Below are 25,435 nucleotides of genomic sequence, written 5' to 3' on the forward strand. Positions count from 1 at the left end.
CAGCTTGCAACTTAGCTGTTTGCGTAATCGATCGGGCGGGCTATCGTTCAATGCTGTCCGACACACGATACAGGTGACGCGAGACCGTTGAGCTCCCGCCTTTCCGGCAGGAGAGTCCATGCCTTCAATCCGTCCTTCGTTCAATTGTCTGTTGCAGGCGCTGCCCGCGGCGGAGTTGGAGGCGCTCGGTCCGCATCTCGAACTCGTCCAACTCGTCAGGGAAACTGTCCTGGTTGAAGCTGGCAGCCCGTTGACGCATGTCTATTTGCCGCACAGCGGCGCCATTTCAATGATGGTACGCTTTTCGGATGGACGGACGGTGGAGGCGGCGACGATCGGGCGTGACAGCGTTTTCGGCGCTGCGGTTGCGCTCGACGGCGGGATATCGTTGACGTCGGCGGTTGTGGTTCTGCCGGGGACCGCCTCGGTGCTCGACGCTGCGGATTTTCGGGCGGCCGCCGATCGTAGCGTCACTTTCCGCGCTGTGGTGGCGCGACATGAGCAGGCACTCCTTGCATTGGCCCAGCAATCCGCAGCCTGCAACGCTTCGCACCCGGTCGAAGCTCGCCTGTCGCGCTGGCTGTTGCGTGCACGCGATCTCTGCGGCGACGACACGTTGCCGCTGACTCAGGATTCCCTGGCACAGTTGATCGGCGTCCAACGCAACGCGATTTCGATCGTCGCCCATGCGCTGCAGCAGGCCGGAATAATAAGTTACAGCCGGGGTTACATCGATATTACGAACGTGGACGGTCTGAGAGAGACGGCCTGCGAGTGCTATGGCGCTGTCAACGCGCATCGTCAGCGGCTGCTGCAGATTTCGCATTGAGGTGCTCCCGCACCGAAAGCCGGTGCGCCTCGCTATTGCGCGACGACACGCCGCACGACGAAACGTTTGCAGGATTATGCACCTATATGCCATTTTTTCTTGCCAACGATACGTGTAAAGCCCATCCTTTACGTCGAATGCCGTGCATATGCGCCGACGGTATCGGAGACCGGTTGTGCTCCCCTGAGGAAGGAGGTTTCTTTGGACTCAGCTCCCCGTTCACCCAACGGATTCCTGTCGGCGCTCAACTCCGACGATTTCGAATTGATCCGTCCGTATCTGCGAACCGTGGATCTGGTCCAGGAAAGCATGCTGGTCGAAGTCGGTGAACCCCTCAGGCGTGCCTACCTGCCGCACAAAGGGGTGATTTCCCTTGTCGTGAAACTTGCGAAGGGAGAGAACGTCCAGATCGCCATGATCGGACGCGACAGCGTGTTCGGCTCGTTCTCCGCTCTCGGCGATCCGATCGCGCTGAACGGTGCGATGGTCATGGTTGCCGGCATCGCCTCGGCGCTGGACGTCGATCGGCTCCGCGCTGCGGCCGATCAAAGCGCAACATTCCGGGCAACGCTGGTTCGCCACGGGCTTGCGGTATATGCGCAGATCCAGCAGACCGCGGGGTGCAACGCCGCCCACACGGTAGAATCCCGACTGGCGCGATGTCTGTTGCACGCCCACGATCTGTCAGGCGGCGCCAAGCTCGTTCTGACCCAGGAAGCGATGGCGCAAATGATCGGCGCACGGCGCAACAGCGTTTCGCTGGTAGCCAACACGCTGCAGCAGGCCAATTTCATCCAATACAGCCGCGGGCACATCGAGATCCTCAACATCGAAGGTCTCATCAAGACCTCGTGCGAATGCTACGCGACGGTCAAGGCGCAGTATAACAGGCTGCTGCGGCCTCGTTGCCTGTCGTGAGCCGTAAGGTCAACAAATGGTTTCGACTGATCAGCCCCGTATAACTACGGCCCTCCCGCGCTGCTGCCGGCAGAATTATTCCGCGCAGAATTAACGCGCTGTTCAATGACCGCTGCTACTTGTCACGATGCTGACGAGTGCGAGTTCGAAAGATCGTCGAAGATTTTTCGCATGCTGGGATTTTCGCACCCGTGCCAGGCAAATTACGAACCTCGCGGAGTAGAGACATGGCTTTTGATTTGTCGATGCCGATCCTGGTGGTCGATGACTACAACACCATGATCCGAATCATCCGCAACCTGCTCAAGCAGATCGGGTTCGAGAACGTGGACGATGCCAGCGACGGTTCGGCCGCGCTCGCCAAGATGCAGGGCAAGAAATACGGCCTGGTGATCTCCGACTGGAACATGGAGCCGATGACCGGCTATGACTTGCTCAGGGAAGTCCGCGCTAGTCCGGAACTTTCGCAGACACCCTTCATCATGATAACGGCGGAATCGAAGACCGAAAACGTCATCGCCGCCAAGAAGGCCGGCGTCAGCAACTACATCGTCAAGCCGTTCAACGCCGCGACGCTGAAGACCAAGATGGAAGCAGTGTTTCCCGGCGCCGCCGCCTAGCAGATATCGCCGATACCGGCCGCTGAGGGCTCGCAACCCGCTAAGGCAAGCGCGCGTCGGCTCAGGCCCGGGTGGCCGACCCCGTTTTGGGGCGGCGACACCGACCTGCAAGTAGCTGCCCGTGCCCGAGAATAAATTCAACGATGACAGCCGCTGCCCGGCAAGGCTGTCTGCAATTTCGGCCGGTCGGTCATCGATTGCGTCGTGCGAAGGATTTCCGACGACGGTGCAACCGTCGAGATGGAAAGTTCGTTGGGAATTCCGGAACACTTTCATCTTGTGATTCCGGACCGCGACGCGCCGCGGCCCTGCAAATTGGTCCGGCAATTGGGCAAGGAGCTCAGGCTCGAATTTGAGCAGCCCGGCGCCATCCGCGACGGGTCCGCTGTTGTGCCGAATCTTCCCGATGCCAATCTCTATGCACAATTCCTGAACAGGAAGATGCGGGAGCATTGCGGCGTAACGGAAGAACAGGCCGCGGCACATCCGGCGTATCGACGGATGATCGCCAAGGCCCTGAATGCCGACGACGACAGCGTGGCTCCGCAAAAGCCCTGCGGATTTTTCTCCGAACGGGACAGCGCGGCACGCGTCGCGGACACCCGCGCCCGCGATGTGCGAATCCGGATGGCCGTCATCACCCGGGTGCATTGCGACGGGACAACGAATGACCCCGGATGTTTATATGCCGAGGCTTTCCGCGCGCTCTCCGTATTTCTACGGGACGCGATATTTACGCCGGAGTAGAGGCTGGCTCGTATAAGAAAAACGGTGGTTTGCGCGGCGGACGCGGACGGGCGCCGAATCCGGAACGGAGATAGCGACATGCGCAACGAACTGCTCGTGATCGAGGACACCAGCCTCCATCTGTCGATCGTCAGCAAGATCGCCTCGCAGGCGGGTTTTGCGACCACCGGAGCGAACTCCGTCAGCGAGGCCGCCAGACTGCTGCGCGAGCGCAGCTTCGACTGCATCACGCTCGACCTTTCGCTGGGCGAGGAATCCGGCGTAGAGGTCCTCAAGCTGCTAGCGGAGATGAAATGCCGCACGCCGATCATCGTGATCAGCGGTTCGGGGGGCGAGGCCTGCGAGGCAACCCTCAAGATCGGAAACTTCCTAGATCTCAATCTTTGCCCACAAATCCCGAAGCCGATCAATCTCGCGGTGCTGCGCAACGCCCTGACGCAGATCGCCAACGACACCCAAAGGCAGAAGCTCGCAACGCGTGTCGGCTGGTAGCGCAAATGCTCCGCTCCAGACGCTCGCTCGGTGCTCTCGGCGTCATTACCCTGGCGCTGATCTGCAGCATCGTCGGTACCGACCTGATCTTCCTGCAAAACCTGCGAGAGAACACGCTGCAGACCGCCGAAGCCAATCTCGCGCGCTATAGCCTCACGCTCGCCGAGAATGCGGACCGTTCGTTCAAATCGCTCGACCTCGTGTTGTCGAGCGTCGGCGACTATCTCGCCCGCAAGGGAGTTACCGACGGCGCCTCCTACCGGGGATTGACCTCCGATCAGGAGACCCATTTTCTGTTGAAGGAGAAGATCGCCGGCTTGCCCCAAGTCGACGCGGTGACGATGATCGACGCCAACGGCAAACTGATCAACTTCTCGCGCTACTGGCCGATTCCCGAAGTCGACATCTCCGACCGCGACTACTACAAGACGCTGAAGGCCGATCCCAACCTCGAAAGTTTCATCAGCACGCCGGTCCAGAATCGCGGCAGCGGCACCTGGAACATCTACATTGCGCGGCGCCTGAACGATCCGAACGGCGCGTTCATGGGGATGCTGCTCGGCGCAATGTCGCTGCAATACCTCGAGAACTTCTTCGGCTCCACTTCGCTCGGACTGGACACCACGATTTCGCTGGTTCGCGAAGACGGCACGTTGCTTGCTCACTTTCCGCCCACCGACGAAATCGGCAAGCCATCATCGGGCGGCGGGCAGCGCGCACTAGCCGCCGGCGGGACCATCCGCGAGGTCAGCGGCCCGGACCACCGCGCACAGCTTCGTGCCGCGCGTATGCTCCCGAACTATCCCGCGCTTGTCGTCGTTTCGCAGACCGAGGAGAGCGCGCTCCGCGGCTGGCGCGGCATGGCCACGCTGCTGAGCGTGATGTCGCTGATCAGCACGATCGTGGTGCTGGTCGCCGCCGCCATGATCGCGCGCTGGTGGAACCGGCACGAGCACCTGATGCATGCCGCGGAGGCGGCGAACGCGGCCAAGTCGACCTTCGTCGCCATGATGAGCCACGAGATCCGCACCCCGATGAACGCCGTGCTGGGGCTGGCCACGACCCTGCTCGAAACCAACCTGGACAACGAGCAGCGGCGCTTCGTGCTGGCCATCCACAATGCCGGCGACAGCCTGCTGGAAATCCTCAACGACATCCTGGATTTCTCCAAACTGGAGTCCGGCCAATTGTCACTAGAGCACATCGCGTTTTCCGCGGAAGCCATGGTGCAGAACGCGCTGAGCATTATCGGCCCGCGCGCTTTCGCGAAAGAGCTGACGATCAGGACTGTCGGCGACGCGAACGTGCCGCCGGCGATGATCGGCGATGCCGGCCGCATTCGCCAGATCCTGCTCAACCTGGTCTCCAATGCGGTGAAGTTCACCGCGGCCGGCGAAATCGTAGTGTCGACGCGCTGCATCTCGCGCGACGTCCAGCAGGCAACCGTTGAGTGGGCCGTCAGCGATACCGGGATCGGAATTGCCACGGAAAAAATTGGCTCGTTGTTTGTCAACTTCGTACAGGCCGACAACTCGATCAGCCGTCGCTTCGGCGGTTCGGGGCTCGGATTGGCGATCTGCAAACGCCTGGTCGAACAAATGGGCGGCGAGATCAAGGTAGTGTCGACGCTGGGACAGGGCTCAACCTTCAGCTTCAGCCTGACCCTGCCGGTGGCGGAGAACGTGCCGGTGCCGGAACAGAACGATCAGGTCGTGTACGCGGCGTTGAGCGCAAGGATCGCCGCGTTCGATCGGCCGCTGCGGGCGCTGATTGTCGACGACAATCCGACCAACCGCCTGGTGGCGGCCAAGATGCTGAAGGATTTCGATATCCAGACCGATACGGCATGCGATGGCGCCGAGGCGGTCACCGCTGCCAACCGCTTCACCTACGACATGATCCTGATGGACGTCCGGATGCCGGAAATGGACGGCCTGCAGGCGACGCGCATCATTCGATCGCGCGGGGGAAAGCAGTCCGCGGTGCCCGTCATCGCGTTCACCGCCAACGCCTTTCCGGAGGACGTCCAGGCCTGTCGCGAAGCCGGGATGAACGATTTTGTCGTCAAGCCGGCGCGCAAGAAGGCCATGGTGGAAGCGATATTGCGGGTACTGCCGGAGCCGCCGACGGGGACGAAAGCGCGCGCCGAACACGGGGCGCCGCCACTGGCGCCGAACCAGGCCACGCCGGCCAAAGCGGTTTCAATGCTCGATCGCGAAGTGTTCCGCGAGTTGGTCCGGGAGATCGGCGAGCAGGCGGCCTCCGAGGTTCATACGGTATTCGCCGTCGAGACCGAGACCCGGCTGAAACGGCTGCGCGGACTTTCAATCGAATCGGATCGGACCAGAATCGGGCGGGAGGCGCATTCGCTCAAGAGCAGCGCCGGAACGTTCGGCTACCGCGCCCTCGCAGGGCTCGCGCTGCGGCTCGAGCGCGACTCGGTGCGGCTCGTCGAGACTGAGTATCGCGCGCTGCTGGATTCGATGGATGCGGCCTATGCATCGGCCGCGGCGCTGGAACTGCAAGACTGACCTTGAACGGCAAGCATGAAACGCCCGGCAGGATTGCGGCCGTACTACTACGGCGTCGCATTTTCATACACGGATAATATTAAACGGCGATAGTCGCGTGAGCAAAGGAGGAAGACTTCATGTTTACGTTCGAAACGGCCGACCAGAAAGAAGTCCGGCGTTTTCGCATCGCGCAGTTCAACGGCAGAACCGCGACCGTGAAGTCGGGCGGATCGACGGTCACGGGCCACGTTCGCTCGGTGCTGGAAAGCAAGTCGAGCGGCCCACAACGCTGGACCATCACGATCATCCCGAGCCCCCCGAAGCACGACGTCTCGCGGCCCGCCGCGCCCCGCGTTCATTCATTCGCGGAAGACTTCTACTGAGCAGCGCGCTCTTTCCCGGCGCGGGCACCGCCCGGCATCGCCGGCAATAGTCCGAACCCCGAAGATTCAAGACGATCAGGCAGCGATTGCGCGGCCGGCGCATAAAGTCCGGCGCACCGCGCGACGCCCAACATCATGGCGATTTCGAGCGAAGCCTGCCCCGCACCTGGATAGATTCGCGCAAAGAAGACGCGTCAAAGAAGGATTTGGCGCCTCCGTCCCGATTCAATCGGAACCGATCAGGCGCTAGACGGCTGGATGCAGCAGCGCCAGGCGGACGAGGTCCGCGGTGTTTCGCGCGCCGAGCTTTCGCATCGCCTCAGCGCGATGGCTTTCGAACGTCCTGGGGCTGATATTCATCCGCAGCGCGCCCTGCTTGTTGGAATAGCCTTCGCTGATCAGGCTGAGGACTTCGCGCTCGCGCCTGGTCAGAGGCTTCTGGCCGGCGCTCGATGCGAACATCACGCCCGGCGTGCGGCTTCCGTCTTTGCCGCGGCCGGCCCGCTTCTCCCATCCAGCCTTGCGGCCGGACTCGGCGGCCGGCTCCTCGTGCGTGTCCGCTATCTGCTTGATCATGGCGCAGACGCGCTCGGTCTGCTGCAGGGCATTCTCGACCACTTGCTGCAGGTAGACCCGATTGCCCGCGGCCTGCGAGAGCTGCTGGCTGTGTTGCTTGATCTCGCCCATGTAGAGCAACAGCGCGGTCAGTGGTCCGTTGAGCTGCCGGGCGATCGCGGCGCCTGCTTCATCCATCGCGCGCGTGCGCGCGGCAGACAACCGGACAGTTTCCAAGTCGTCGTCGGGAGGCGCGCTGCTTTCGATCCAATTCGAGAAAGGCGAATCAGTGATTCGGTTTTCTTGATGTCCCATACTATTTGTTTAACGAGCCTGCGCTCTTTGAGGGTTAATTTTTTACTCAGTAAGAATACGGAGTTTTCGGTTTTCCGCCTGCAACAGGAGCGTAGTCGCCCCAACCGCAAATCGCGCCAACCCATTCAAAAAGCGCCGTGATTGCTTAAATTGCGACAGAAACTTCGGTAGTTCTACTGACCGTAGAACTGCTTTCCCGCCGAGCCCGAGATGACCGTAGTTCCACGGGGGTCTGTGTTTACTTCTTAATCTGGCGCGAACTGTTTTTGTGGTTCCATAGCGCCAGGGTTCGCGCGCCTTCTTTGAAGGCGCCCCGGTAGCTGATCAAAATCGCAGAAGTCACGGTTGCCATGGCGCTCGCCGATCGGATTCAGGAGTTTCTCCAGCGGCTGACCCCGCTAACGCGGAACTGTCTTCTGACCGAACTCGAGCGGATCGAGACGTCCGAAGGCGAATTGCCCGGGTGCGCGGAACTCCTCGCCAAGCTGCGCGCGGAGTTCCGCAAGGACGGCTCGACGCAAAATCGCGTCAACATGCCCTCGCGCTATTTCTTTGCACCGCTGGATCCGCTGCTTGTCGATGGCGCTCCCGAGCATGCCAATTCCGGCCTGATACAGCGAGGTTCGCTCGCCGCGATCTGGGAGTGGATCAGCCGGGATCTGTTGCCGACGATGGCGCGCGACTACATCAAGCAGATCGACCAGTTGCTGCTCTCCAACAAGCAGAAGGAAGCAAGGCAGGTCGCCGCCACGTTCCAGATCAAGGTCGTCAAATATCTGGAAAACACGCTGGGCTCGGCTGACGGCGCCGAGCAGACCCGCAAGAAGCTGGCGACCTACACGGCTTCGCGCTCGGCCTTTGCCGACCTGACCAAGATGCAGTCCGTGCTGCGCGAGTGCGATGCGCTGGCCAAGTTCAACCAGGCGCTGCCGGCCGCCATCAAGAAGTTCGACGACGCGCAGGTGGCCAAGATCACGGCGTTACTCGATGCGTTCGGAAAGAAACATGCCGACGTAATTCCCTTCGCGCTGGCGCTGGTGGCCACGCGACTCAAAACTCCCTGGCAACTGGCTCGCCTCGCCACCAAGGCCGCGTCCAGCAAGAACGCCGCGGACGTCGCCGCAACGCCCTATGCGATCACGGTCTCCATGGTGCTGGACCGGCTGGAAGACAGGCGCGCGACGCTGCGCGTTGCGCTCAGGAACAACCGGGTCATGGTGGCCAAGGAGATCCTGACCCAGATCTACGACACCGAATACGCGTTGCAGGTCCGCATCGATCAACTCGAGCAATCCGACTGGGGGATCCGGCTCGAAGCGCTGATGACATCGATCGCTGCCCTGGTTGAGGCCGAGGTGGCGCGGTTTCCCGACAATGTCGGCCACGTCCTGGGATCGCGCCGCCTGCGCAGCCATGATTCCCTCGCCGGACGCCTGACCTATCTGGCGTATAAGGGCCGCGATGCCGTGGCCGGCGGAGGCTCCCTTTTGAAAAAGCTGACCGGGCAACCCGAGAAGTCGCGCGCCTAAGCGCGCGCTGTCGTCTCGCGTGTTCCCGCACAGGCCGCTAGCTCTGCCTCATGCGTCGCGAATTCAGGAATTTGTCCAGGAATCGTCCCGAGACGACAAACCTGAACCACCAAAAGGCCATCCGCCGCGTGCTCATTTCCCCGTCCTCCATCTGGGAGTGACCCCGGCCCGGATCCTGAATACCGCCTAACCCGGCGGCCGCTTGTGACATGGTTCACATTTGCGGGCTTGACGGCGCGGTCAGGAACCCGGCCCTCGGACCGCGAGTTTGCGATGATCGTCGTCCGCGTATATCCGGCGGATGCGACGCGCGGAAAAGGGAGATGGCCATGGGCCGTTGGAAGGGTTCATTGCTGGCGATCGCGGCGCTGACAACCGTATTGGCGCTTGGTCCGGACGCCGGTGCACAGACCGCGGCGGCGCCCGCCGAGAACGCCGCGCCGACCGCCGACAATGGGGTGATGCTGACGATATTCTTCAAGCATGACCAGTCGCGCCCGCTGAGCGAACTCAATGCCCAGCTCGAAAGGCAAGGCTTTTACAAAGCCTTCCCGCCGCCGGGCGTCGAAGTCGTCTCCTGGTATGTGATGATGGGGATCGGACAGGTCGTGACGCTGCGGCTGCCGGCGTCCCGGCTGCGCGAAGTCAACCGCATCCTGGAGAACACCGCCTGGGGCAGCTACCACACCGAATTCTATCCGACCTACGACTACAAGGCCGTCGGCATCGCCGCGCATGAGAAGGCGCAATAGGTTTCACGAAAAAAGCCCGCCGGTTTGACCGGCGGGCTTGATCTTATTCGCTAGGACACTGCCGATCCGAGATCCCGGTACATCCGCGGGTAATCTCGGTTCAGCTGACGTCACATGGCGCGAAGATTTTCAGCGCTGGTCTTGCCGCGCTGGCTGTCGACCTTCGATTCGTACGAAAGCTTCTGGCCTTCGTTGAGCGAGCCCATGCCAGCGCGCTCGACGGCGCTGATGTGCACGAACACGTCGGTGCCGCCATCGTCGGGCTGAATGAAGCCGAAGCCCTTGGTCGCGTTGAACCACTTAACTGTTCCGGTAGCCATTTTTATTTCTCCAAGATGCGCAAATGCGTGGGTGCCGCCCGCACGAGCTTCGCGCGGGCTTGATCCGGTTTCAGCGATGTTCTTGGGGAGTAGAGCCGGTTCGGCGCGATCAACAAGCAAATCGATTAACTCGAATGAGAGGCGTTTACGCCACTCCTGGGCAAATAGCAAGCCAATCCGGGCTACATGACGAAATGCTAATAATCAGACAATGGCTGATCAGCCGAGCCGGCTGATCTGCTCCTCGGTCACCACGCGCTCGACATTCTCGGTCTTGCTCTTGATGCGGTAGCGCGGGCGGCCGTCCGACTCGATCGGCAGGCAGCTGACGATGGTGTAGATGCTGCGTTCCTTGACCACGGCGCGGCCCTGCGGTCCCTGGAGCTGGTGATGGACGTCGTCATTGATCGCGTAATTGTGGGCCATGGCGGGGTTCCCTTGAAGGCGGCTTTGTAGGCGTAACCGCCTCACAAAGCAACAAATCTCGCCTGTCGGCGGGCACGATTCCGGCTGCCGGGCGGCCCTTCCCCGACCCCGCGCCCGCATCGACACAAGCCGTGGAGCGCCATTCGCCGCCCGGCTTGCCGTCGCACGGGAGCGGGATATGCTGCCGCGCCTTTTTGACCGTCCAGGGCCGCTCGCATGACTGCACCACTCGATCCCGTCATTGCCCAGATCATTCCGCTGCTGCCGTTGCGGGATCCCGCAACGATGACCCCGCACAGCGCGCGCGATTCGCTCCGCGCGCTCGCCGCGGCGCGGGCCGCGGTTCCGCCGCCACCGGTCGCGAGCGTGCGGGATATCGAGGTGGCGGGCGCGGCGGCGCCGCTGGCCGCGCGGGTTTACCGCATCTCGCAGGAGACATCGCCGACCGTGGTGTTTTTCCACGGCGGCGGCTGGGTCGCCGGCGATCTCGAAACCCATGACCGCCAGGCGCGTCTGCTCGCGATCGAGACCGGCGCCGTCGTCGTCTCGGTGGACTATCGCCGGCCGCCGGAAACGCGATTCCCCGGCGCGTTCGAGGATAGTTTCGCGGCGGCGCGCGACGTCTTCGCGCACCTTGCCGAGTTCGGCGGAGACAGCGCGCGCCTCGGCGTCGCCGGCGACAGCGCCGGCGGCAATCTGGCGGCGACGGTCGCGATCGGCTGCCGCGACGCCGGCATCGGTCTGGCCGCGCAATTGCTGGTCTATCCCATCACCGACGTCGCCGGAAGCTACGCGGACGCGACCGAGAACGCGCGCTTCCCGTCGCGGGCGGAAAACGCCGAAGGCTATTTCCTGTCGCGCGCGGTGATGCAGTGGTTCGCCGGTCATTATCTCGATGACGCCAGGCATGGCGAGGATTGGCGCGTTTCGCCCTTGCGCGCAAAAAGCCTTGCAGGGCTCGCGCCGGCGGTGGTGTGCACGGCGTGGTTCGACCCGCTGCGCGACGAGGGCCGGGCCTATGCCGAAGCGCTTGCCGCCGCCGACGTGCCGACGAAGTACCATCATGGCGCCGGCCTGATCCACGGCTATTTCGGCCTAAGCGACGCGTCCGAAACCGCGCGGCTCGAAGCGCAGCGCGCGCGTTCCGATTTCAGGACGATGCTCGAACGCGGGGCGTAAACGCGCAGGCCGCCGCGGTTGGCATTCATCGCGCTCATGCAGCTCACGCGGCGTCGCTGGGCTCGCGCCGGATGGTGCAGCGCAACGCTGCCCTTCCAAAGTGGCAGGGTCTTTTCCGGCGGAATGAATTGAAGCGCGAAAGAAAAGCCCGCATACTCACCACAACAAACAAAAATTCAGGTGAGGATCGCATGTTCCCTATTCGGAGGCGCAACTTCATTCTCGGCAGTTCAGCGTTTCTTGTGCTCGGCGCCGCCAACAAAGCGCTGGCACAGTCCGCCCCGACGATGACGCCCCACGAGAAGGAACTCTACGAGGCCGCGAAGAAGGAAGGCGGCGAACTGACCTGGTATACCGCGCAGTCCGACGACATCACCGCCCAGGCGCTCGGCCGTAGCTTCGAATCGATCTATCCCGGCCTGAAGGTCAACGTGCTGCGCACCACCGCCCAGGTCGCCTATCAGCGCGTCACCCAGGAAATCAAGGCCAGCGCCATTCAGTGTGACGTCCTCAGTTCGACCGACCTCGGTCACTCCGTCGCGTTGAAAGCGGGCGGCGCGTTCGAAAAATACGTTCCAGAGAACTCAAGCAAGGTGCTCGACGTCTACAAGAACTACGATCCGGACGGCTATTATTTCGTCACCTCGGCCGGCATGATCGGCATCGGCTACAACACGTCCAAAGTGAAGGAAGTGGACGCGCCGAAGAACTGGACCGACCTGCTCGATCCCAAATGGAACAACAACATTGCGCTGGGCCACCCCGGCTTCAGCGGCTATGTCGGCACCTGGGCGCTGACGCTGCGCAATCAATACGGCTGGGACTTCTTCGAAAAGCTCGCCAAGAACAATCCGCGGGTCGGCCGCTCGATCAACGACACCGTCACGATGCTGAACGCCGGCGAAAGCGCCATCGCCGGCTCCGGGCCGGTCGGGACGTTGATGGAGAGCGTGCAGAAGGGCAACCCGCTTGCCATGATCTATCCAACCGACGGCACCGTATTGATCATCGCACCCTCCAGCATCATGAAGGGCTGCAAGCATCCCAATGCCGCGCGCCTGTTCATGGAGTTCCTGCTGAGCGAGGGCGCCTCCACGATCTGGGTTAATCACTTCAACGAAACCATCCGGCCCGAAGTCTCGGCGCCCGCGGGCGCCAAGTCGGCCAAGGATGTGAAGATCATCCGGCCGACGGTCGAACAGATCACCAAGGGTATACCGGAAGTCATCAAGCAGTGGCGCGAAACCTTCGGCGTCTAGGGTCGGGGTAGATAACGTGACCGACAACTCGCTCGACCTGCGCGCCTTGGAATTCTCCGGTCTCGCTTCAAGAATGAGGCGTCTCGACGCCAGCGTCCTGCTGTGGCTGGCCCTGATCGCGGTGCTCGCCTTCCTGATCCTGAATCCGGTTCTGCGGCTGATCATTTCGAGCCTGCAGGAGACCGATACCGGCCGCTTTACGCTCGCCAATTACCGGACCGCCTATGGCAATGTCCGGCATCTGCAATCGCTGTTGAACTCGCTTGAACTCGGCGTCGGCGTCGCCGTGTTGGCCACCTGCTTTGCGGTTCCGATCGCCTGGGCGATTTCCCGCACCGACATGCCGGGCAAGGCATTCGTCCGCCTGATGGTGTTCGCGGCCTTCGTGACGCCGCCCTATCTCGGCGCCATCGGCTGGATCCTGCTGGCGGGACCCAATTCCGGATGGCTGAACAAGGTCTGGATGGCGCTGACCGGCGCGTCGCACGGCGTCTTCAATATCTATTCGATGACCGGCCTGATCCTGGTGATCGCCGTGACCTCGTTCCCCTACACCTTCGTCTTCACCAGTTCGGCTCTCGACCTGGTGTCATCCGAAATGGAGGATGCGGCGAACATCCTCGGCGCCCGCACGCTGCGGACCACGCTGCGCATCACCCTGCCGCTGGTGACGCCGGCAATCATCGGCGGCATCATCATCTCTTTTCTCGAAGCGATTGCGCTGTTCGGCGCGCCGGCGCTGATCGCGCTGCCCGCCCGCTTCAACGTGGTGTCGACACAGCTCTGGCAATTCTTCGAATATCCTGTTCGCGTCGAGGAAGCCGCCGCCTATTCGATGCCGCTGCTCGCCATTACCGTGCTGATGTTCTGGCTGCAGCGCCGGATATTGGGCCGCCGCGGCTATACCTCCGTGACCGGCAAGGGCGGCGAGCGGCGGATGATCGCGCTGGGGCCATGGCGCTGGGTCATGCTCGGATACGCGCTGATGGTCTGCGCGCTGTCGGTTTTCCTGCCGATGCTGGTGCTGCTGCAGGCCGCCTTCGCCAAAGCCTGGGGCCGCGGCTTCAGCCTCGACAATCTGACCCTGCACAATTTCTACTATCTGCTGGTCGAGCAAACCCAGGCCAAGATGACCATCTTCAACACCTTCGCCTATTCGGCCGTGACCGCGTTCGCCGCGATCAGCCTGACATTGGCGATCGCCTATGTCGTCAATCGAAAGCTGGTGCCGTTCAGCAATTTGCTGGCGTTCCTGTGCATGGCGCCGTTCGTGGTTCCCGGGATCGTGCTGGCGATCGGCTTCTATGCCGCCTACGCCCCGCCGCCGCTGGCGCTCTATGGCACCGCCACGATCCTGATCCTGGGCTTCACCACGCGCTTTCTGCCGATCGCCTACACCTCGAGCGCGGCAGGATTACGCAGCATCAACCCGGAAATGGAAGAGGCGGTGCGGATCCTCGGCGGCAGCCGTGTTCTCGCCATCCGCAAGGTGCTGATCCCGCTGCTCAAGAAAAGCCTCGCCGGCGCCTGGATCCTGGTCTTCATCCCGGCGACGCGGGAATTGTCCTCGGCGATCTTCCTGGTCGGGCCCAACACGCGGGTGATCTCGGTGATGCTGTTCGACCTCTCGGAGGAAGGCAACTTCGAGGTGCTGGCGGCGCTCGGCGTCATCCTGCTGGTTGTCACCGTGGCGATCGCCGCCATCGGCTCCAAGATCATCGGACGCGACTTCATGCTGCGGAGGAATAGTTGAGCAGGCTCAGACTGACCGGCGTCAGCAAGCGATACGGCAATTTTCTCGCGGTCGACGATATCGGCCTCGAGCTGCAATCCGGTGAATTCGTTTCGCTGCTGGGGCCTTCCGGCTGCGGCAAGACCACGACCTTGCGGATGATCGCCGGCTTCATCGATCCCACACTCGGCACCATCGAGATGGACGGCCAGATTCTCTCCTCGCCCGCAGGCTCGGTGCCGCCGGACCGGCGCCAGATGTCGATGATCTTCCAAAGCTACGCGATCTGGCCGAACATGACGGTCGAACAGAACGTCGCCTTTGGCCTCGAGCTGCGCAGGATCGCCAAGGCCGAAGTCAAACGCCGGGTCGGCGAAATGCTGGAAGTCGTACACATGAACCACCTGGCCGACCGCTATCCCGCCGAACTCTCAGGCGGCCAGCAGCAACGGGTGGCGCTGGCCCGCGCGATCGTGATCCGGCCTTCGGTGCTGTTGCTGGACGAGCCGCTGTCCAACCTGGACGCGACCTTGCGCGAGGAGATGCGGTTCGAGATCCGCCGCCTGCACGACGAATTTCACGTCACCACCGTCTACGTCACCCACGATCAGGCCGAAGCGATGGTGACGTCGGATCGCATCGCGGTCATGAACCACGGCCGCATCGAGCAGGTCGATAACCCCCGCGCGCTCTATGACAGGCCGAAGACGCGGTTCGTGGCGGGCTTCATCGGGCGGACCAACTTCATCGAGGGTGTTACCGACGGGCAGCAGATTTCGTTCGACGGCTTTGCGCTGCCGCGCGCCGCCTTCGAGCGCGATGTGCCTTCAGCGGGTAAGGCGGTGTTTTCGGTGCGGCCTCACAGCATGCGGCTTTCGGACAGACCGCCGGCCGACGGCTCTGCCTCGGTCGGCGTCGTCGTGGTGGAGCGCGCGTTCCTCGGCGAACATTGGGACTATGTCGTCCGTCCGCGCGACGGCACCTCGCCGCTCCGGGTGATGGCTTCGCCGATGGACGATATTCCCGTGGGCGCCAGCGCCTGGCTCGAGTTCGAACCGCGTCAGATGGCGCTGATCGCGTGATCCCGCTCAATTCCCCATAAAAGCAACAGGAGCAAATCCGATGTCTTTCACTCCCGCCTCGCAGGCGCTCGCCCGTTTCAAGGTGCTCGATCTGACCCGGGTGCGCGCGGGTCCGACGGCCGCGCGGCAACTGGCCGACTGGGGCGCCGACGTCATCAAGATCGAACTGCCCAAGGGACTCGACGAGAGCGACATGGGCGGGCCGCGGCACGGGCCGGATTTCCAGAACCTGCATCGCAATAAGCGCAGCCTCACTCTCAACCTGAAGGAACCTGATGGCGTCGCCATCTTCAAGAAGATGGTGGAGAGTGCCGATGTCGTGATCGAGAACTACCGGCCGGACGTGAAATTCCGCCTCGGCATCGATTACGAGACCCTTCGCGCCATCAACAAGCGCATCGTGTACGGCTCGATTTCCGGCTTCGGCGAGGATGGCCCCTATCGCGAGCGGCCGGGCTTCGACCAGATCGCGCAAGGCATGGGCGGCTTGATGTCGATCACGGGCTTGCCGGGCCAGGGCCCGGTGCGCGTCGGCATTCCCGTCGCCGATCTCGGCGCCGGCATCTTCTGCGCGATGGGAATCCTGGTCGCGCTCTTGGAGCGCGAGGTTTCCGGCGAAGGTCAGTGGGTGCAGTCATCGCTGCTGGGCGCGCAAATCTCGCTCCTGGATTTCCAGGCCGCGCGCTGGCTGATCGCCAGGGACGTGCCGGGCCAGGCCGGCAACGACCACCCGACCAGCATTCCGACCGGCGTGTTTCCCACCAGCGACGGCCACATCAATATCGCCGCCGCCGGCAAGCACATCTACACGCGTTTCTGCCAAACGCTCGGGCTCGACCACCTGCTCACGGACCCGCGCTTCGCCGAAGATTCGGCGCGCTCGAAGAACCGGGCGGCGATCAACCAGATCATCTCCGACGTGACAAAGAAGCAGTCGAGCAGCGAATTGATCGCGAACCTTAACAAGGCCGGCGTCCCCTGCGGTCCGATCAATCGGATGGACGAGGTGTTTGCCGACCCGCAGGTCCAGCATCTCGGCATGGCCGCGCCGGTTCACCATGGCGCGCTGGGCGATATCGCGGTCGTCAACCAGCCCGTCAAACTCAAGCGCACGCCGAGCCGGATTGCGCGCGCGACGCCCGAAAAGGGCGAGCACACCGAAGAAATCCTCAGGGCATACGGCTATAACGACAAGTCGATTGCCGAATTCCGCGACCGCAAGATCGTCTGAAGGAGACTGCCATGAAAACGAGCACCGAGCGGATGATCGCCAAAAAGGACGGGCCGATCGGCTGGATGCAATTCAACAATCCAGCCCGGCACAACGCCGTGTCGGTCGACATGTGGAAGGCAGTCCCGGAGATCATGTCCGAATTCGCAAGCGACGACGGGGTCCGGGTGGTGGTCTTGAGCGGCGCCGGCGGCAAGGCGTTCATTTCCGGCGCCGATATTTCTGAGTTCGGGGAAAAGCGTTCGTCGCCCGAGACCGTGCTGGAATACAACCGGATCGCGGGACTTGCCAACGCGGCCATCATCGAGTTCAAAAAGCCCACGATCGCGATGATCCAGGGCTATTGCATCGGCGGCGGGCTCGGCGTCGCGCTATGCTGCGATCTCAGGCTGGCGGCGGAGGGTTCCCGCTTCGCGGTGCCCGCCGCCAAGCTCGGGCTCGGTTACGCCTATGACGGCATCAAGCGGCTGGTCGATATCGTCGGTCCGTCCTTTGCCAAGGAAATTTTCTATACGGCGCGGCAGTTCGACTCGACGGAAGCCCTGCAGATGGGGCTGGTCAACCGCGTGGTCCCGGCCGCGAACATCGACACCTATGTGCGCGACTATGCCGGAACGATCGGCGGCAACGCGCCGCTGACCATCAATGCGGTCAAGCTGTGCGTCAATGAAGCGACCAAGGATCCCGAGAGGCGCAACCTTGTCGCGGCGCAAGCGGCCGTCGATGCCTGCTTTGCGTCGGCGGACTATATCGAGGGGCGCACCGCGTTCATGGAAAAGCGCAAGCCGGCGTTTCGCGCGCGGTAAGGCGTAAACAAACCGCCGCCGGTCAACCCTTCATCGGCCGGTAAAGCGCGCCGGGCGCTTCTCGACAAAGGCGGCGGCGCCTTCACGCAGGTCGGCTGTCCGGAAGGCGCGCGACTGCGACGTTGCCTCGTTGTCGAGCGTTGCGGCCAACGGCGCATCCCACGCCGCGTCGATCTGGTTCTTGATCAGCGCCATACTGACCGGCGGGCCGTCGGCAAGCGACTGCGCGATCGCCAGTGCCTCGTTCAAGAGATCGGCGTCTTCCACCATTTTCCAGATCAAGCCCCATTGCTCCGCCTTCTCGGCATCGAGCGGCTGACCGAGCAGCGCAAGCGCCCGCGCCCGGGCGACGCCGATTGATCGCTGCAGCAATAGCGACGTGCCCCCATCGAGGGCAGCCCCGAGCCGGACAAAGCTCAGGATGAAGCGTGCCGAGCGCGCGGCGATCACGATGTCGCCGGCCAGCGCAATGCCGACGCCGGCGCCCGCGGCGGCACCGTTGACGGCGACGACGATCGGTGTCGGCGAGCCGCGCATCTTCTCGATCACCGGATTGATGCTCGCGCGCATGTGGTCGCCGATCTGCTCGCCGGCCTCGAAGGTGTTGCCGCCGCCCAGTTGCGCGCCGGCGCAAAATCCCTTGCCCGCCCCAGTCAGCAAGATCGCCCGCACCGCGGAGTCGGCGATCGCCACATCGAGCGCGCGGCTCAGCTCGCTCAGGAGGCTGCCAGCGAGCGCGTTATATTGCGCGGGATTGTTGAGAGTAAGGATCGTGACGGACCCGCGCCGTTCGGTGAGAACCATCGACATCGTTCATCGCTCCTGGTCTTGGCCGGCATTCCGGTGGGTCTGATCGCGCTACAAGGACCGCGCGATCAAGAGCTTCATGATCTCGTTGGTGCCGCCGTAGATCTTCTGGATGCGCGAGTCCACGAACATCCGGGATATCGGATATTCCTGCATGTAGCCGTAGCCGCCGTGCAACTGCAGGCATTCGTCGGCGGTCTCCATTTGCTTCTGTGAACACCACCACTTCGCCATCGACGCGGTCACGGTGTCGAGTTCGCCCGCGACGAGACGCTCCACACACCAGTCGACGAAAACCCGCGCAATCACGGCTTCCGTCTTGCGCTCGGCGAGCTTGAAACCGGTGTTCTGGAACTCGATAATCGGTTGCCCGAAAGCCTTGCGCTCCTTGGTGTAGTCGGTCGTCAGCTTGATCGCGCGCTCCATCGAGGCGACGGCGCCAATGGCAAGCGCGAGGCGCTCCTGCGGCAATTGCTGCATCAACTGAACGAAGCCGCTGCCCTCCTCGCTGCCCAGGAGATTCTCGGGCGGCACAATCGCATTGTCGAAAAACAATTCGGACGTGTCGGACGCGTGCAACCCGATCTTGTCGAGGTTGCGCCCGCGCCGGAAACCGTCGTTCCCTTCCGCCTCCAGCACGATCAGCGAGAGACCCTTGGCGCCCGGGCCGCCGGTGCGGGCGACGACGATGATCAGGTCGGCAGCCTGGCCGTTGGTGATGAACGTCTTCTGGCCGTTGATCACGTAATTATTGCCCTGCTTCTTCGCGGTCGTCCGCACTCCCTGCAGGTCGGACCCTGTCCCGGGCTCGGTCATGGCGATGGCGCCGATGAACTCGCCGGTCGCCATTTTCGGCAGCCAGCGACGTTTCTGTTCCTCGGAACCGTAATTCAGAATGTAATGCGCCACGATGGCGCTATGCACCGACACCCCGGTCGTGACATCGGACACGACACTTTCGAGATCCTCGAGAACCGCGGCGTCGTAGGCGAACGTCGCACCCAGCCCGCCATAGGCTTCAGGGACGCTCGGCAGCAGCGCGCCCATTTCGCCCAGCGCGCGCCAAGCCGAGCGATCGACCATCTTTTGAGCGCGCCATTTCTCGGCATGTGGAGCAAGATCCCTGGCGAGAAACTTGCGGAACTGGTCGCGAAAGACGTCCAGCTCCTCGGTCATCCAGGATGAGCGGTAATTCATGGCGCTTTCGCCTCATTATATAGAGTGTGGTTACGGATGTTCGTCGGCCGGCGCCGGCACCAGCTCAAATCAGCAGGCCGCCGCCGGCAACGATCACCTGACCACTGATGTAGTTCGATTCCGGGCTGCAGAACAGATAAACCGCATCGGCGGCCTCTTCCGGCGTGCCGCCGCGGCCGAGCGGGATCATCCTGGCCATGGCGTCGAGCATCTGGGGCTGCACGCCGACCTTGATGTCGCGGCCGGCGACGTCGATGGTCTTCTGCTGGGCCTCGATCGGCTGGGTCAGGCGGGTATTGATCAGGCCAAAGGCCACGCAATTGACGTTGACCTTGTAGCGGCCCCACTCCTTGCACATCGTGCGCGTCAACCCGACCAGCGACGCCTTGGCCGAGGAGTAGCTCGCCTGCCCGGCATTGCCGTAGAGGCCGGCGATCGAGGAGATGTTGACGACCTTGCGGAATACTTCGCGGCCGGCCTCGGCTTCCTTTTTTGCCATGATCCGGATCGGCTCGGCGGCGGCGCGCAGAATGCGAAACGGCGCCACCAGATGCACGTCGAGCATGGCCTGGAACTGCTCGTCGGTCATCTTCTGGATCGTCGAGTCCCAGGTGTAGCCGGCGTTGTTGACGATGATGTCGAGGCCGCCGAATTTGTCCATGGCGGCGCCGACAAAGCGGTCGGCGAAGCCCGGTTCGGAAACGCTGCCGTTGATCGCGATCGCCTCGCCGCCGGCCGCCTTGATTTCGGCGGCAACCGCATCACCCGGCGCGGCATCGAGATCGTTGACCACGACCCTGGCGCCCTCGCTTGCGAGCTTCAGCGCGATGGCGCGGCCGATACCGCGGCCCGATCCCGTGACGAGCGCGACTTTACCACTGAGTTTTGACATTCGTTCTTCCCGGTCAGAGTGCGATGATGGCTTCGCCGGCGAGTTTTATTTCGCCGGCCTCGTCCTTGGTCGTCAGCGCGAGTTTCGCCCGCTTCTCGCCCTTGTATTCGATCAATTCGGTCACATGACCCTCGCAGGTCAAGCTCGCGCCGAGCTGGGTGATTGCCGCAAAGCGCGTCCAGAACGACCGGATCCGGGAAGGCGCGATCGCGTCGGTCAGCGCCTGGCCGAGATAGGCCATCACCAGCATGCCGTGCGAGAACACGTCCGGAAATCCGGCCGCCCTGGCGAAGTCGATGTCGACATGGATCGGATTGTGGTCGCCCGAGGCGCCGCAATAGAGCGCCAGCGTGTGACGCGTGATCGGCGGGAACGTCTTGTAGACGACGCGCTCGCCGACCGCTGGATGATCGATAGCCATTTCACTCATCACGCCCCCTAATTCCGCACCACGATGGTGCGCGCGGTGTCGGCGACGTGAGCGCCATGCTGGTTGGTGACCTCGGTTTCCACGACCACCATCGTCATCGCGCCGCCCTTCTTGTCGGCGACGCCGGTGACGCGCGACTTGAACGTCAGGGTGTCGCCGACCACCACGGGCGCGTGGTAAGTAAAGCGCTGCTCGCCGTGCAGGACGCGGGCGAGATCGATGTTCAACTCGGTGAGGAACTCGAACGGGCGTTCGGCATCCATCAGCTCGAGGCAGAACAGATAGGTCGGCGGTATCGGCCTCGCCGAATAGCCCGCGGCGCGCGCGGCCGCCTCATCGCGATAGACCGGATTTTGTTCTCCGAGCGTATTTAGGAAGAAGCGCAGGCGCCCGGGCTCGACGCGCGCGGTGACAGGCGTAAAGCTGCGCCCGACGGCGGATGGATCGACCATGATTGATCCTCACGCCCGCTCATACAGCGTCACCACGCAGGCGCCGCCGAGGCCGAGATTGTGCTGCAGCCCCAGTCGCGCGCCATCGACCTGGGTCGCCGCCGCGGTGCCGCGCAATTGGCGCGTCAACTCGTAGCATTGCGCAAGTCCGGTCGCGCCGAGCGGATGTCCTTTCGACAAAAGGCCGCCGGAGGGATTGGTGACGATCTTGCCGCCGTAGCTGTTGTCGCCATCGTCGATGAACCGGGCCGCACCGCCCTCGGGACACAGGCCCAAGGCTTCGTAGGTGATCAATTCGTTCTGGGCGAAGCAATCGTGCAGCTCGACCACGTCGAGATCATCAGGACCGATGCCGGCGGTCTCGTAGACGCGCTTCGCAGCGTCCCGCGCCATGTCGTAGCCGACCACCTGCATCATGTCGCCGGCGCCGAACGTCGAGGCCGTGTCGGTAGTCATCGCCTGGGCGGCGATCCGGACATCTTGGCGCAGGCCATGCTGGCTGGCGAATTTCTCCGACACCAGCACCGCCGCGGCGCCGCCGCAGGTCGGCGGACACGCCATCAGCCGCGTCATCACGCCGGGCCAGATCACCTGATCCTTCATGACGTCGTCGGCGGTGACTTCCTTGCGGAACAGCGCCAGCGGATTGTTCCTGGCATGACGGCTCGCCTTGGCGCGGACCTTGGCAAAGGCCTCCAGCGGCGTGCCGTATTTCTTCATGTGACTGAGGCCGGCGCCGCCGAAATAGCGCAGCGCCAGCGGCACACCGGGCGCATCGATCAGCTTGCCGGCCGCCGCGTCGAAATCGGCGAACGCGCTCGGCCGGTCGGTGAACACCGAACCCAGCGCACCGGGCTTCATCTGCTCGAAGCCGAGCGCCAGCACGCAATCGGCCGCGCCAGATTCGATCGCCTGGCGGGCGAGGAATAATGCGGTCGAACCGGTCGAACAATTGTTGTTGACGTTGACGATCGGGATGCCGGTCATTCCGACCGGATACAGCGCGCGCTGCCCGCAGGTGGAGTCGCCGTAGACGTAGCCGACATAGGCCTGCTGGATCACGCCATAATCAACGCCGGCGTCATCGAGCGCCAGCTTCGTCGCCGTCGCACCCATCACATGATAGGGCTCGTTGGCGCCGGGTTTGACGAACGGGATCATGCCGACGCCGGCAACATACACGCGAGACATCAGATCCTCCGTAAATTACCCATTGGACTTTTTATTACCAGCGGGTAATATACGGTCCACGACACCCAAGTCAATCCGGGAGGGGCGGAAATCGATATGGACGCGCGCGGCCCCTCTTCCGATTCCTCTCCGTGGATGCCGTTCGAAAGCCGCCGCCGCGCCCGCGACGAGAAACGCGATGCGGTGTTGCGGACCGCCGTGCATCTGTTTCTCGAGCAGGGCTATCACCGGGCGACCCTGAACGAGGTCGCCGAGCGGCTGAACATCACCAAGCCCGCGCTCTACAATTACTTTCGTGGCAAGGAAGACATCCTGTTCGAATGCTGGGCGCTGGGACAGGAGCGCGTCGACGACTTCATCGCCGGGATCGACGCCGCCGGCGGCACCGGGCTCAACAAGCTCCGCAAGCTGATCCGCGCCTATGCCGAGGTGATGACCACCGACTACGGCGCGAGCCTGGTGCGGTTCGACCCGCGGGACCTGACCGAAAAAAACAGCAGGGTTGTCCGCGCGGCCAAGCGGAGCATCGACCGCACGTTCCGGAAATACATCGCCGACGGGATCGCGGACGGCTCGATCGGGCCGTGCGATCCGAAGATGACGGCGTTCGTCATCGCGGGATCCCTGAACTGGATCGGGCACTGGTTTCAACGCGATGGCGCGATGTCGGCCGAAGCCATCGCCGGTGAATTCACGGAACGGCTGACCGAGGGGTTAGCGGTAAAATCGACAAGACGGGTGGCGTCAACGCCCGCAAAACGCAAAAAATCAAGCGGAGGAACACGGTGAATACGACTCATGGATTACGGCGGGCATTGCAGATCAATCCCAACGGCCTCGCGACGGTGTTCGGCGGCCGGCGGCGGAACTGGCGCGAGGTCGGCGAGCGGGTAGCACGCCTGGCCTCCGGGCTTCGCGCGCTCGGCGCCAATCCCAGCGACCGCGTCGCGATCCTGTCGCTCAACTCCGATCGCTATCTCGAGCTTTATCTCGCCACGTCATGGGCCGGCGCGGTGATCGTGCCGCTCAACATCCGATGGAGCCCGCTCGAAAACGAGGACGCCATGCGCGATTGCCGCGCCAACGTGCTGGTGGTCGACAAGGCGTTCGCCGCGACCGGCGCGGAACTGGCGAAAGCGCTTCCCGGGTTGAAGCTGGTCTATGCCGACGACGGCGACGCCCCGGCCGGAACGGAAAGCTACGAGGCGCTGCTGGCGGCAAGCGCGCCGATCCCGGATGCCATGCGCACCGCGGCGGATCTCGCGGGGATTTTCTACACCGGCGGCACCACCGGCCGCTCGAAGGGGGTGATGCTCAGCCACGGCAACCTGATGGCCAATGCGCTGAACGCGCTGGGCGAAGGCCTGTTTCCGTCCACCGCCGTCTATCTCCATGCCGCCCCGATGTTTCACCTCGCCAATGGCGCGGCGATGTATTCGCTGCTGCTCAGCGGCGGTTCTAACGTCATGATCCAGTCGTTCACGCCGGAAGGCGTGATGGCCGTGGTCCAGAACGAGCGCGTCACCGACGTGCTGCTGGTCCCGACCATGATCCAGATGCTGGTCGATCACCCCGCGCTGGCCTCCCACGACATGTCGTCGCTGAGGAATCTCGTCTATGGCGCTTCGCCGATCAGCGAGGCCGTGCTCGACCGGGCCACGAAGGCGCTGCCGAACGCGCAATTCACCCAAGCCTACGGCATGACCGAATTATCGCCGATCGCGACCTTGCTGCACTGGAAAGAGCACATCGGCGAGGCCCGCGCCAAGGGCCGGCACCGCGCCGCCGGCCGCGCCACGCTCGGCTGCGAGGTGCGCATTGTCGACACCGACGACAAGCCCGTTGCCTTCGGCACCGTCGGCGAAATCGTCGTGCGCGGCGACAACGTCATGATGGGCTATTGGGAGCGGCCGGAGGAAACCGCGCGCGCCGTGATCGACGGCTGGATGCATACCGGCGACGGCGGCTACATGGACGAGAACGGCTTCGTTTTCGTCGTCGACCGGGTCAAGGACATGATCATTTCCGGCGGCGAAAATGTGTATTCGGTCGAGGTCGAGAACGCCGTCTCCCAGCATCCCGCCGTGGCACAATGCGCCGTCGTCGGCATCCCCGACGAGCGCTGGGGCGAACAGGTCCATGCCGTGGTCGTGCTCAAGAGCGGCGCGCAGGTCTCGGCCAATGAGCTGATCGAGTTCTGCAAGACGCTGATCGCCGGATACAAATGCCCGCGCAGCGTCGATCTCAGGGACAGCCCGTTGCCGCTCTCGGGCGCCGGCAAAGTGCTCAAACGCGAGCTGCGCAAGCCGTTCTGGGAAAACCGGGAGCGGCGCGTCAGCTAGGCCGGATCGCGCGTTCAGCGCGCCCTCAACGCGCTCGACCGCGCGCGCTCGGTTCCCCCTGAATTGTGGGAAGGAATTCCGGACTGGCGGAGAGAGAGGATTCTCGGACGTCGACGGTCGCAAACCAAGCCGGATAGCAATATATTGCCCGCATGAAGAAGATCGGCTTTCTCTCGTTCGGGCACTGGACGCCCTCGTCGCAATCACAGACCCGCTCGGCCGCAGACACGCTGCTGCAATCCATCGACCTGGCCGTTGCCGCCGAGGATTTGGGCGCAGACGGAGCCTATTTTCGAGTCCATCACTTCGCCCGCCAGCTTGCCTCGCCTTTCCCGCTGCTCGCGGCCGTCGGCGCGAAGACCAGCCGCATCGAGATCGGCACGGCGGTGATCGACATGCGCTACGAGAACCCGTTCTACATGGCCGAGGACGCTGG

General features: G+C 63.2%; 27 protein-coding genes. 18 read left to right on the forward strand and 9 right to left on the reverse strand.

All coding sequences use genetic code 11. The annotated features are described in order from the left end of the window. The first annotated feature begins 151 nt into the window (after positions 1–151). The 7 genes from QZ213_RS05720 (at position 152) to QZ213_RS05750 (ending at position 6,502) form a co-directional block, all read left to right on the forward strand. Positions 152–829 (forward strand): Crp/Fnr family transcriptional regulator, encoded by a 678-nt coding sequence (locus QZ213_RS05720; RefSeq protein WP_291685090.1) that lies wholly within the window; start codon positions 152–154, stop codon positions 827–829. 201 nt (positions 830–1,030) lie between these two features. Then, a complete protein-coding gene (locus QZ213_RS05725) occupies positions 1,031–1,747 on the forward strand; it encodes a Crp/Fnr family transcriptional regulator (RefSeq protein ID WP_291685091.1) in 717 nt (238 codons plus the stop codon). 227 nt (positions 1,748–1,974) lie between these two features. Further along, complete coding sequence (locus QZ213_RS05730; protein WP_291685092.1) at positions 1,975–2,367, forward strand: response regulator; 393 nt, start codon at positions 1,975–1,977, stop codon at positions 2,365–2,367. A gap of 327 nt (positions 2,368–2,694) precedes the next feature. Beyond that, a complete protein-coding gene (locus QZ213_RS05735; protein WP_291685093.1) occupies positions 2,695–3,114 on the forward strand; it encodes a hypothetical protein in 420 nt (139 codons plus the stop codon). 78 nt (positions 3,115–3,192) lie between these two features. Next, positions 3,193–3,606 carry a response regulator gene (locus tag QZ213_RS05740; RefSeq protein ID WP_291685094.1) on the forward strand — a complete coding sequence of 138 codons (414 nt, stop codon included), beginning with the start codon at positions 3,193–3,195 and terminating at the stop codon, positions 3,604–3,606. A 5-nt stretch (positions 3,607–3,611) separates the two neighbouring features. Next, positions 3,612–6,137 (forward strand): hybrid sensor histidine kinase/response regulator, encoded by a 2,526-nt coding sequence (locus tag QZ213_RS05745; RefSeq protein WP_291685095.1) that lies wholly within the window; start codon positions 3,612–3,614, stop codon positions 6,135–6,137. A gap of 119 nt (positions 6,138–6,256) precedes the next feature. Then, positions 6,257–6,502 carry a hypothetical protein gene (locus QZ213_RS05750; protein WP_291685096.1) on the forward strand — a complete coding sequence of 82 codons (246 nt, stop codon included), beginning with the start codon at positions 6,257–6,259 and terminating at the stop codon, positions 6,500–6,502. Between the two features lie 246 nt (positions 6,503–6,748). On the opposite strand, the gene QZ213_RS05755 is transcribed toward QZ213_RS05750, so the two are convergent. Continuing rightward, positions 6,749–7,372, reverse strand: a complete 624-nt coding sequence (locus tag QZ213_RS05755; RefSeq protein ID WP_291685097.1) for a LuxR family transcriptional regulator — start codon at positions 7,370–7,372, stop codon at positions 6,749–6,751. A gap of 350 nt (positions 7,373–7,722) precedes the next feature. Between QZ213_RS05755 and QZ213_RS05760 the strand changes: the two genes are divergently transcribed. After that, positions 7,723–8,901 (forward strand): hypothetical protein, encoded by a 1,179-nt coding sequence (locus QZ213_RS05760; RefSeq protein ID WP_291685098.1) that lies wholly within the window; start codon positions 7,723–7,725, stop codon positions 8,899–8,901. A 323-nt stretch (positions 8,902–9,224) separates the two neighbouring features. Then, the gene (locus QZ213_RS05765) at positions 9,225–9,653 is read left to right on the forward strand and encodes a hypothetical protein (protein WP_291685099.1); all 429 of its coding nucleotides are present in this window, start codon (positions 9,225–9,227) and stop codon (positions 9,651–9,653) included. 110 nt (positions 9,654–9,763) lie between these two features. Here the strand turns inward: QZ213_RS05765 and QZ213_RS05770 are convergent, their stop codons facing one another. Continuing rightward, positions 9,764–9,973 carry a cold-shock protein gene (locus tag QZ213_RS05770; RefSeq protein ID WP_291685115.1) on the reverse strand — a complete coding sequence of 70 codons (210 nt, stop codon included), beginning with the start codon at positions 9,971–9,973 and terminating at the stop codon, positions 9,764–9,766. Positions 9,974–10,192: 219 nt separating this feature from the next. Beyond that, complete coding sequence (locus QZ213_RS05775) at positions 10,193–10,399, reverse strand: hypothetical protein (RefSeq protein WP_291685100.1); 207 nt, start codon at positions 10,397–10,399, stop codon at positions 10,193–10,195. 216 nt (positions 10,400–10,615) lie between these two features. Here QZ213_RS05775 and QZ213_RS05780 point away from each other — a divergent pair, with 216 nt between their 5' ends. From QZ213_RS05780 to QZ213_RS05805, 6 genes are all read left to right on the forward strand, one after another. Then, a complete protein-coding gene (locus tag QZ213_RS05780; RefSeq protein ID WP_291685101.1) occupies positions 10,616–11,578 on the forward strand; it encodes an alpha/beta hydrolase in 963 nt (320 codons plus the stop codon). A gap of 191 nt (positions 11,579–11,769) precedes the next feature. Continuing rightward, on the forward strand, positions 11,770–12,837 hold the full coding sequence (locus QZ213_RS05785; protein WP_291685102.1) for an extracellular solute-binding protein: 1,068 nt from the start codon (positions 11,770–11,772) through the stop codon (positions 12,835–12,837). A 16-nt stretch (positions 12,838–12,853) separates the two neighbouring features. After that, entirely contained in the window at positions 12,854–14,590 is a 1,737-nt protein-coding gene (locus QZ213_RS05790; RefSeq protein WP_291685103.1) for an iron ABC transporter permease, read from the forward strand. Beyond that, positions 14,587–15,651, forward strand: coding sequence for an ABC transporter ATP-binding protein (locus tag QZ213_RS05795; protein ID WP_291685104.1), 1,065 nt, complete (start codon positions 14,587–14,589; stop codon positions 15,649–15,651). Before QZ213_RS05790 ends, QZ213_RS05795 begins: the two co-directional genes overlap by 4 nt. 40 nt (positions 15,652–15,691) lie before the next feature. Next, positions 15,692–16,882: a CoA transferase gene (locus QZ213_RS05800; protein WP_291685105.1), complete on the forward strand. Its 1,191-nt coding sequence runs from the start codon at positions 15,692–15,694 to the stop codon at positions 16,880–16,882. 11 nt (positions 16,883–16,893) lie between these two features. Further along, positions 16,894–17,688: an enoyl-CoA hydratase gene (locus QZ213_RS05805; RefSeq protein ID WP_291685106.1), complete on the forward strand. Its 795-nt coding sequence runs from the start codon at positions 16,894–16,896 to the stop codon at positions 17,686–17,688. A gap of 30 nt (positions 17,689–17,718) precedes the next feature. Here QZ213_RS05805 and QZ213_RS05810 read toward each other — a convergent pair whose 3' ends face one another. From QZ213_RS05810 to QZ213_RS05835, 6 genes are all read right to left on the reverse strand, one after another. Then, a complete protein-coding gene (locus QZ213_RS05810) occupies positions 17,719–18,498 on the reverse strand; it encodes an enoyl-CoA hydratase-related protein (RefSeq protein ID WP_291685107.1) in 780 nt (259 codons plus the stop codon). Between the two features lie 48 nt (positions 18,499–18,546). Continuing rightward, the gene (locus QZ213_RS05815) at positions 18,547–19,692 is read right to left on the reverse strand and encodes an acyl-CoA dehydrogenase family protein (protein WP_291685108.1); all 1,146 of its coding nucleotides are present in this window, start codon (positions 19,690–19,692) and stop codon (positions 18,547–18,549) included. Between the two features lie 64 nt (positions 19,693–19,756). After that, positions 19,757–20,584 (reverse strand): SDR family oxidoreductase, encoded by an 828-nt coding sequence (locus QZ213_RS05820; RefSeq protein ID WP_291685109.1) that lies wholly within the window; start codon positions 20,582–20,584, stop codon positions 19,757–19,759. Between the two features lie 13 nt (positions 20,585–20,597). After that, complete coding sequence (locus QZ213_RS05825; protein WP_291685110.1) at positions 20,598–21,014, reverse strand: MaoC family dehydratase; 417 nt, start codon at positions 21,012–21,014, stop codon at positions 20,598–20,600. 8 nt (positions 21,015–21,022) lie between these two features. Beyond that, positions 21,023–21,466, reverse strand: a complete 444-nt coding sequence (locus QZ213_RS05830; RefSeq protein ID WP_291685111.1) for a MaoC family dehydratase N-terminal domain-containing protein — start codon at positions 21,464–21,466, stop codon at positions 21,023–21,025. 9 nt (positions 21,467–21,475) lie between these two features. Next, positions 21,476–22,660: a lipid-transfer protein gene (locus QZ213_RS05835; protein ID WP_291685116.1), complete on the reverse strand. Its 1,185-nt coding sequence runs from the start codon at positions 22,658–22,660 to the stop codon at positions 21,476–21,478. A 93-nt stretch (positions 22,661–22,753) separates the two neighbouring features. Here QZ213_RS05835 and QZ213_RS05840 point away from each other — a divergent pair, with 93 nt between their 5' ends. From QZ213_RS05840 to QZ213_RS05850, 3 genes are all read left to right on the forward strand, one after another. Beyond that, on the forward strand, positions 22,754–23,446 hold the full coding sequence (locus QZ213_RS05840; protein WP_291685112.1) for a TetR/AcrR family transcriptional regulator: 693 nt from the start codon (positions 22,754–22,756) through the stop codon (positions 23,444–23,446). Then, a complete protein-coding gene (locus tag QZ213_RS05845; RefSeq protein ID WP_291685113.1) occupies positions 23,443–24,999 on the forward strand; it encodes a long-chain-fatty-acid--CoA ligase in 1,557 nt (518 codons plus the stop codon). The genes QZ213_RS05840 and QZ213_RS05845 overlap by 4 nt, the downstream gene beginning before the upstream one ends. 152 nt (positions 25,000–25,151) lie before the next feature. Continuing rightward, the coding region (locus QZ213_RS05850) for an LLM class flavin-dependent oxidoreductase (protein ID WP_291685114.1) at positions 25,152–25,435 on the forward strand (284 nt) is incomplete at its 3' end.

The organism is Bradyrhizobium sp., assembly GCF_017881085.1.
Lineage (GTDB): Bacteria > Pseudomonadota > Alphaproteobacteria > Rhizobiales > Xanthobacteraceae > Bradyrhizobium.

What these genes read in the sequence shown, in the direction of transcription:
- QZ213_RS05730 (WP_291685092.1), top strand. Translation starts at nt 1,975, where the DNA reads ATGGCTTTTGATTTGTCGATGCCGATCCTGGTGGTCGATGACTACAAC.
- QZ213_RS05740 (WP_291685094.1), top strand. Translation starts at nt 3,193, where the DNA reads ATGCGCAACGAACTGCTCGTGATCGAGGACACCAGCCTCCATCTGTCG.
- QZ213_RS05745 (WP_291685095.1), top strand. Translation starts at nt 3,612, where the DNA reads ATGCTCCGCTCCAGACGCTCGCTCGGTGCTCTCGGCGTCATTACCCTG.
- QZ213_RS05750 (WP_291685096.1), top strand. Translation starts at nt 6,257, where the DNA reads ATGTTTACGTTCGAAACGGCCGACCAGAAAGAAGTCCGGCGTTTTCGC.
- QZ213_RS05755 (WP_291685097.1), bottom strand. Translation starts at nt 7,372, where the DNA reads ATGGGACATCAAGAAAACCGAATCACTGATTCGCCTTTCTCGAATTGG.
- QZ213_RS05760 (WP_291685098.1), top strand. Translation starts at nt 7,723, where the DNA reads ATGGCGCTCGCCGATCGGATTCAGGAGTTTCTCCAGCGGCTGACCCCG.
- QZ213_RS05765 (WP_291685099.1), top strand. Translation starts at nt 9,225, where the DNA reads ATGGCCATGGGCCGTTGGAAGGGTTCATTGCTGGCGATCGCGGCGCTG.
- QZ213_RS05770 (WP_291685115.1), bottom strand. Translation starts at nt 9,973, where the DNA reads ATGGCTACCGGAACAGTTAAGTGGTTCAACGCGACCAAGGGCTTCGGC.
- QZ213_RS05775 (WP_291685100.1), bottom strand. Translation starts at nt 10,399, where the DNA reads ATGGCCCACAATTACGCGATCAATGACGACGTCCATCACCAGCTCCAG.
- QZ213_RS05780 (WP_291685101.1), top strand. Translation starts at nt 10,616, where the DNA reads ATGACTGCACCACTCGATCCCGTCATTGCCCAGATCATTCCGCTGCTG.
- QZ213_RS05785 (WP_291685102.1), top strand. Translation starts at nt 11,770, where the DNA reads ATGTTCCCTATTCGGAGGCGCAACTTCATTCTCGGCAGTTCAGCGTTT.
- QZ213_RS05800 (WP_291685105.1), top strand. Translation starts at nt 15,692, where the DNA reads ATGTCTTTCACTCCCGCCTCGCAGGCGCTCGCCCGTTTCAAGGTGCTC.
- QZ213_RS05805 (WP_291685106.1), top strand. Translation starts at nt 16,894, where the DNA reads ATGAAAACGAGCACCGAGCGGATGATCGCCAAAAAGGACGGGCCGATC.
- QZ213_RS05810 (WP_291685107.1), bottom strand. Translation starts at nt 18,498, where the DNA reads ATGTCGATGGTTCTCACCGAACGGCGCGGGTCCGTCACGATCCTTACT.
- QZ213_RS05815 (WP_291685108.1), bottom strand. Translation starts at nt 19,692, where the DNA reads ATGAATTACCGCTCATCCTGGATGACCGAGGAGCTGGACGTCTTTCGC.
- QZ213_RS05820 (WP_291685109.1), bottom strand. Translation starts at nt 20,584, where the DNA reads ATGTCAAAACTCAGTGGTAAAGTCGCGCTCGTCACGGGATCGGGCCGC.
- QZ213_RS05825 (WP_291685110.1), bottom strand. Translation starts at nt 21,014, where the DNA reads ATGAGTGAAATGGCTATCGATCATCCAGCGGTCGGCGAGCGCGTCGTC.
- QZ213_RS05830 (WP_291685111.1), bottom strand. Translation starts at nt 21,466, where the DNA reads ATGGTCGATCCATCCGCCGTCGGGCGCAGCTTTACGCCTGTCACCGCG.
- QZ213_RS05840 (WP_291685112.1), top strand. Translation starts at nt 22,754, where the DNA reads ATGGACGCGCGCGGCCCCTCTTCCGATTCCTCTCCGTGGATGCCGTTC.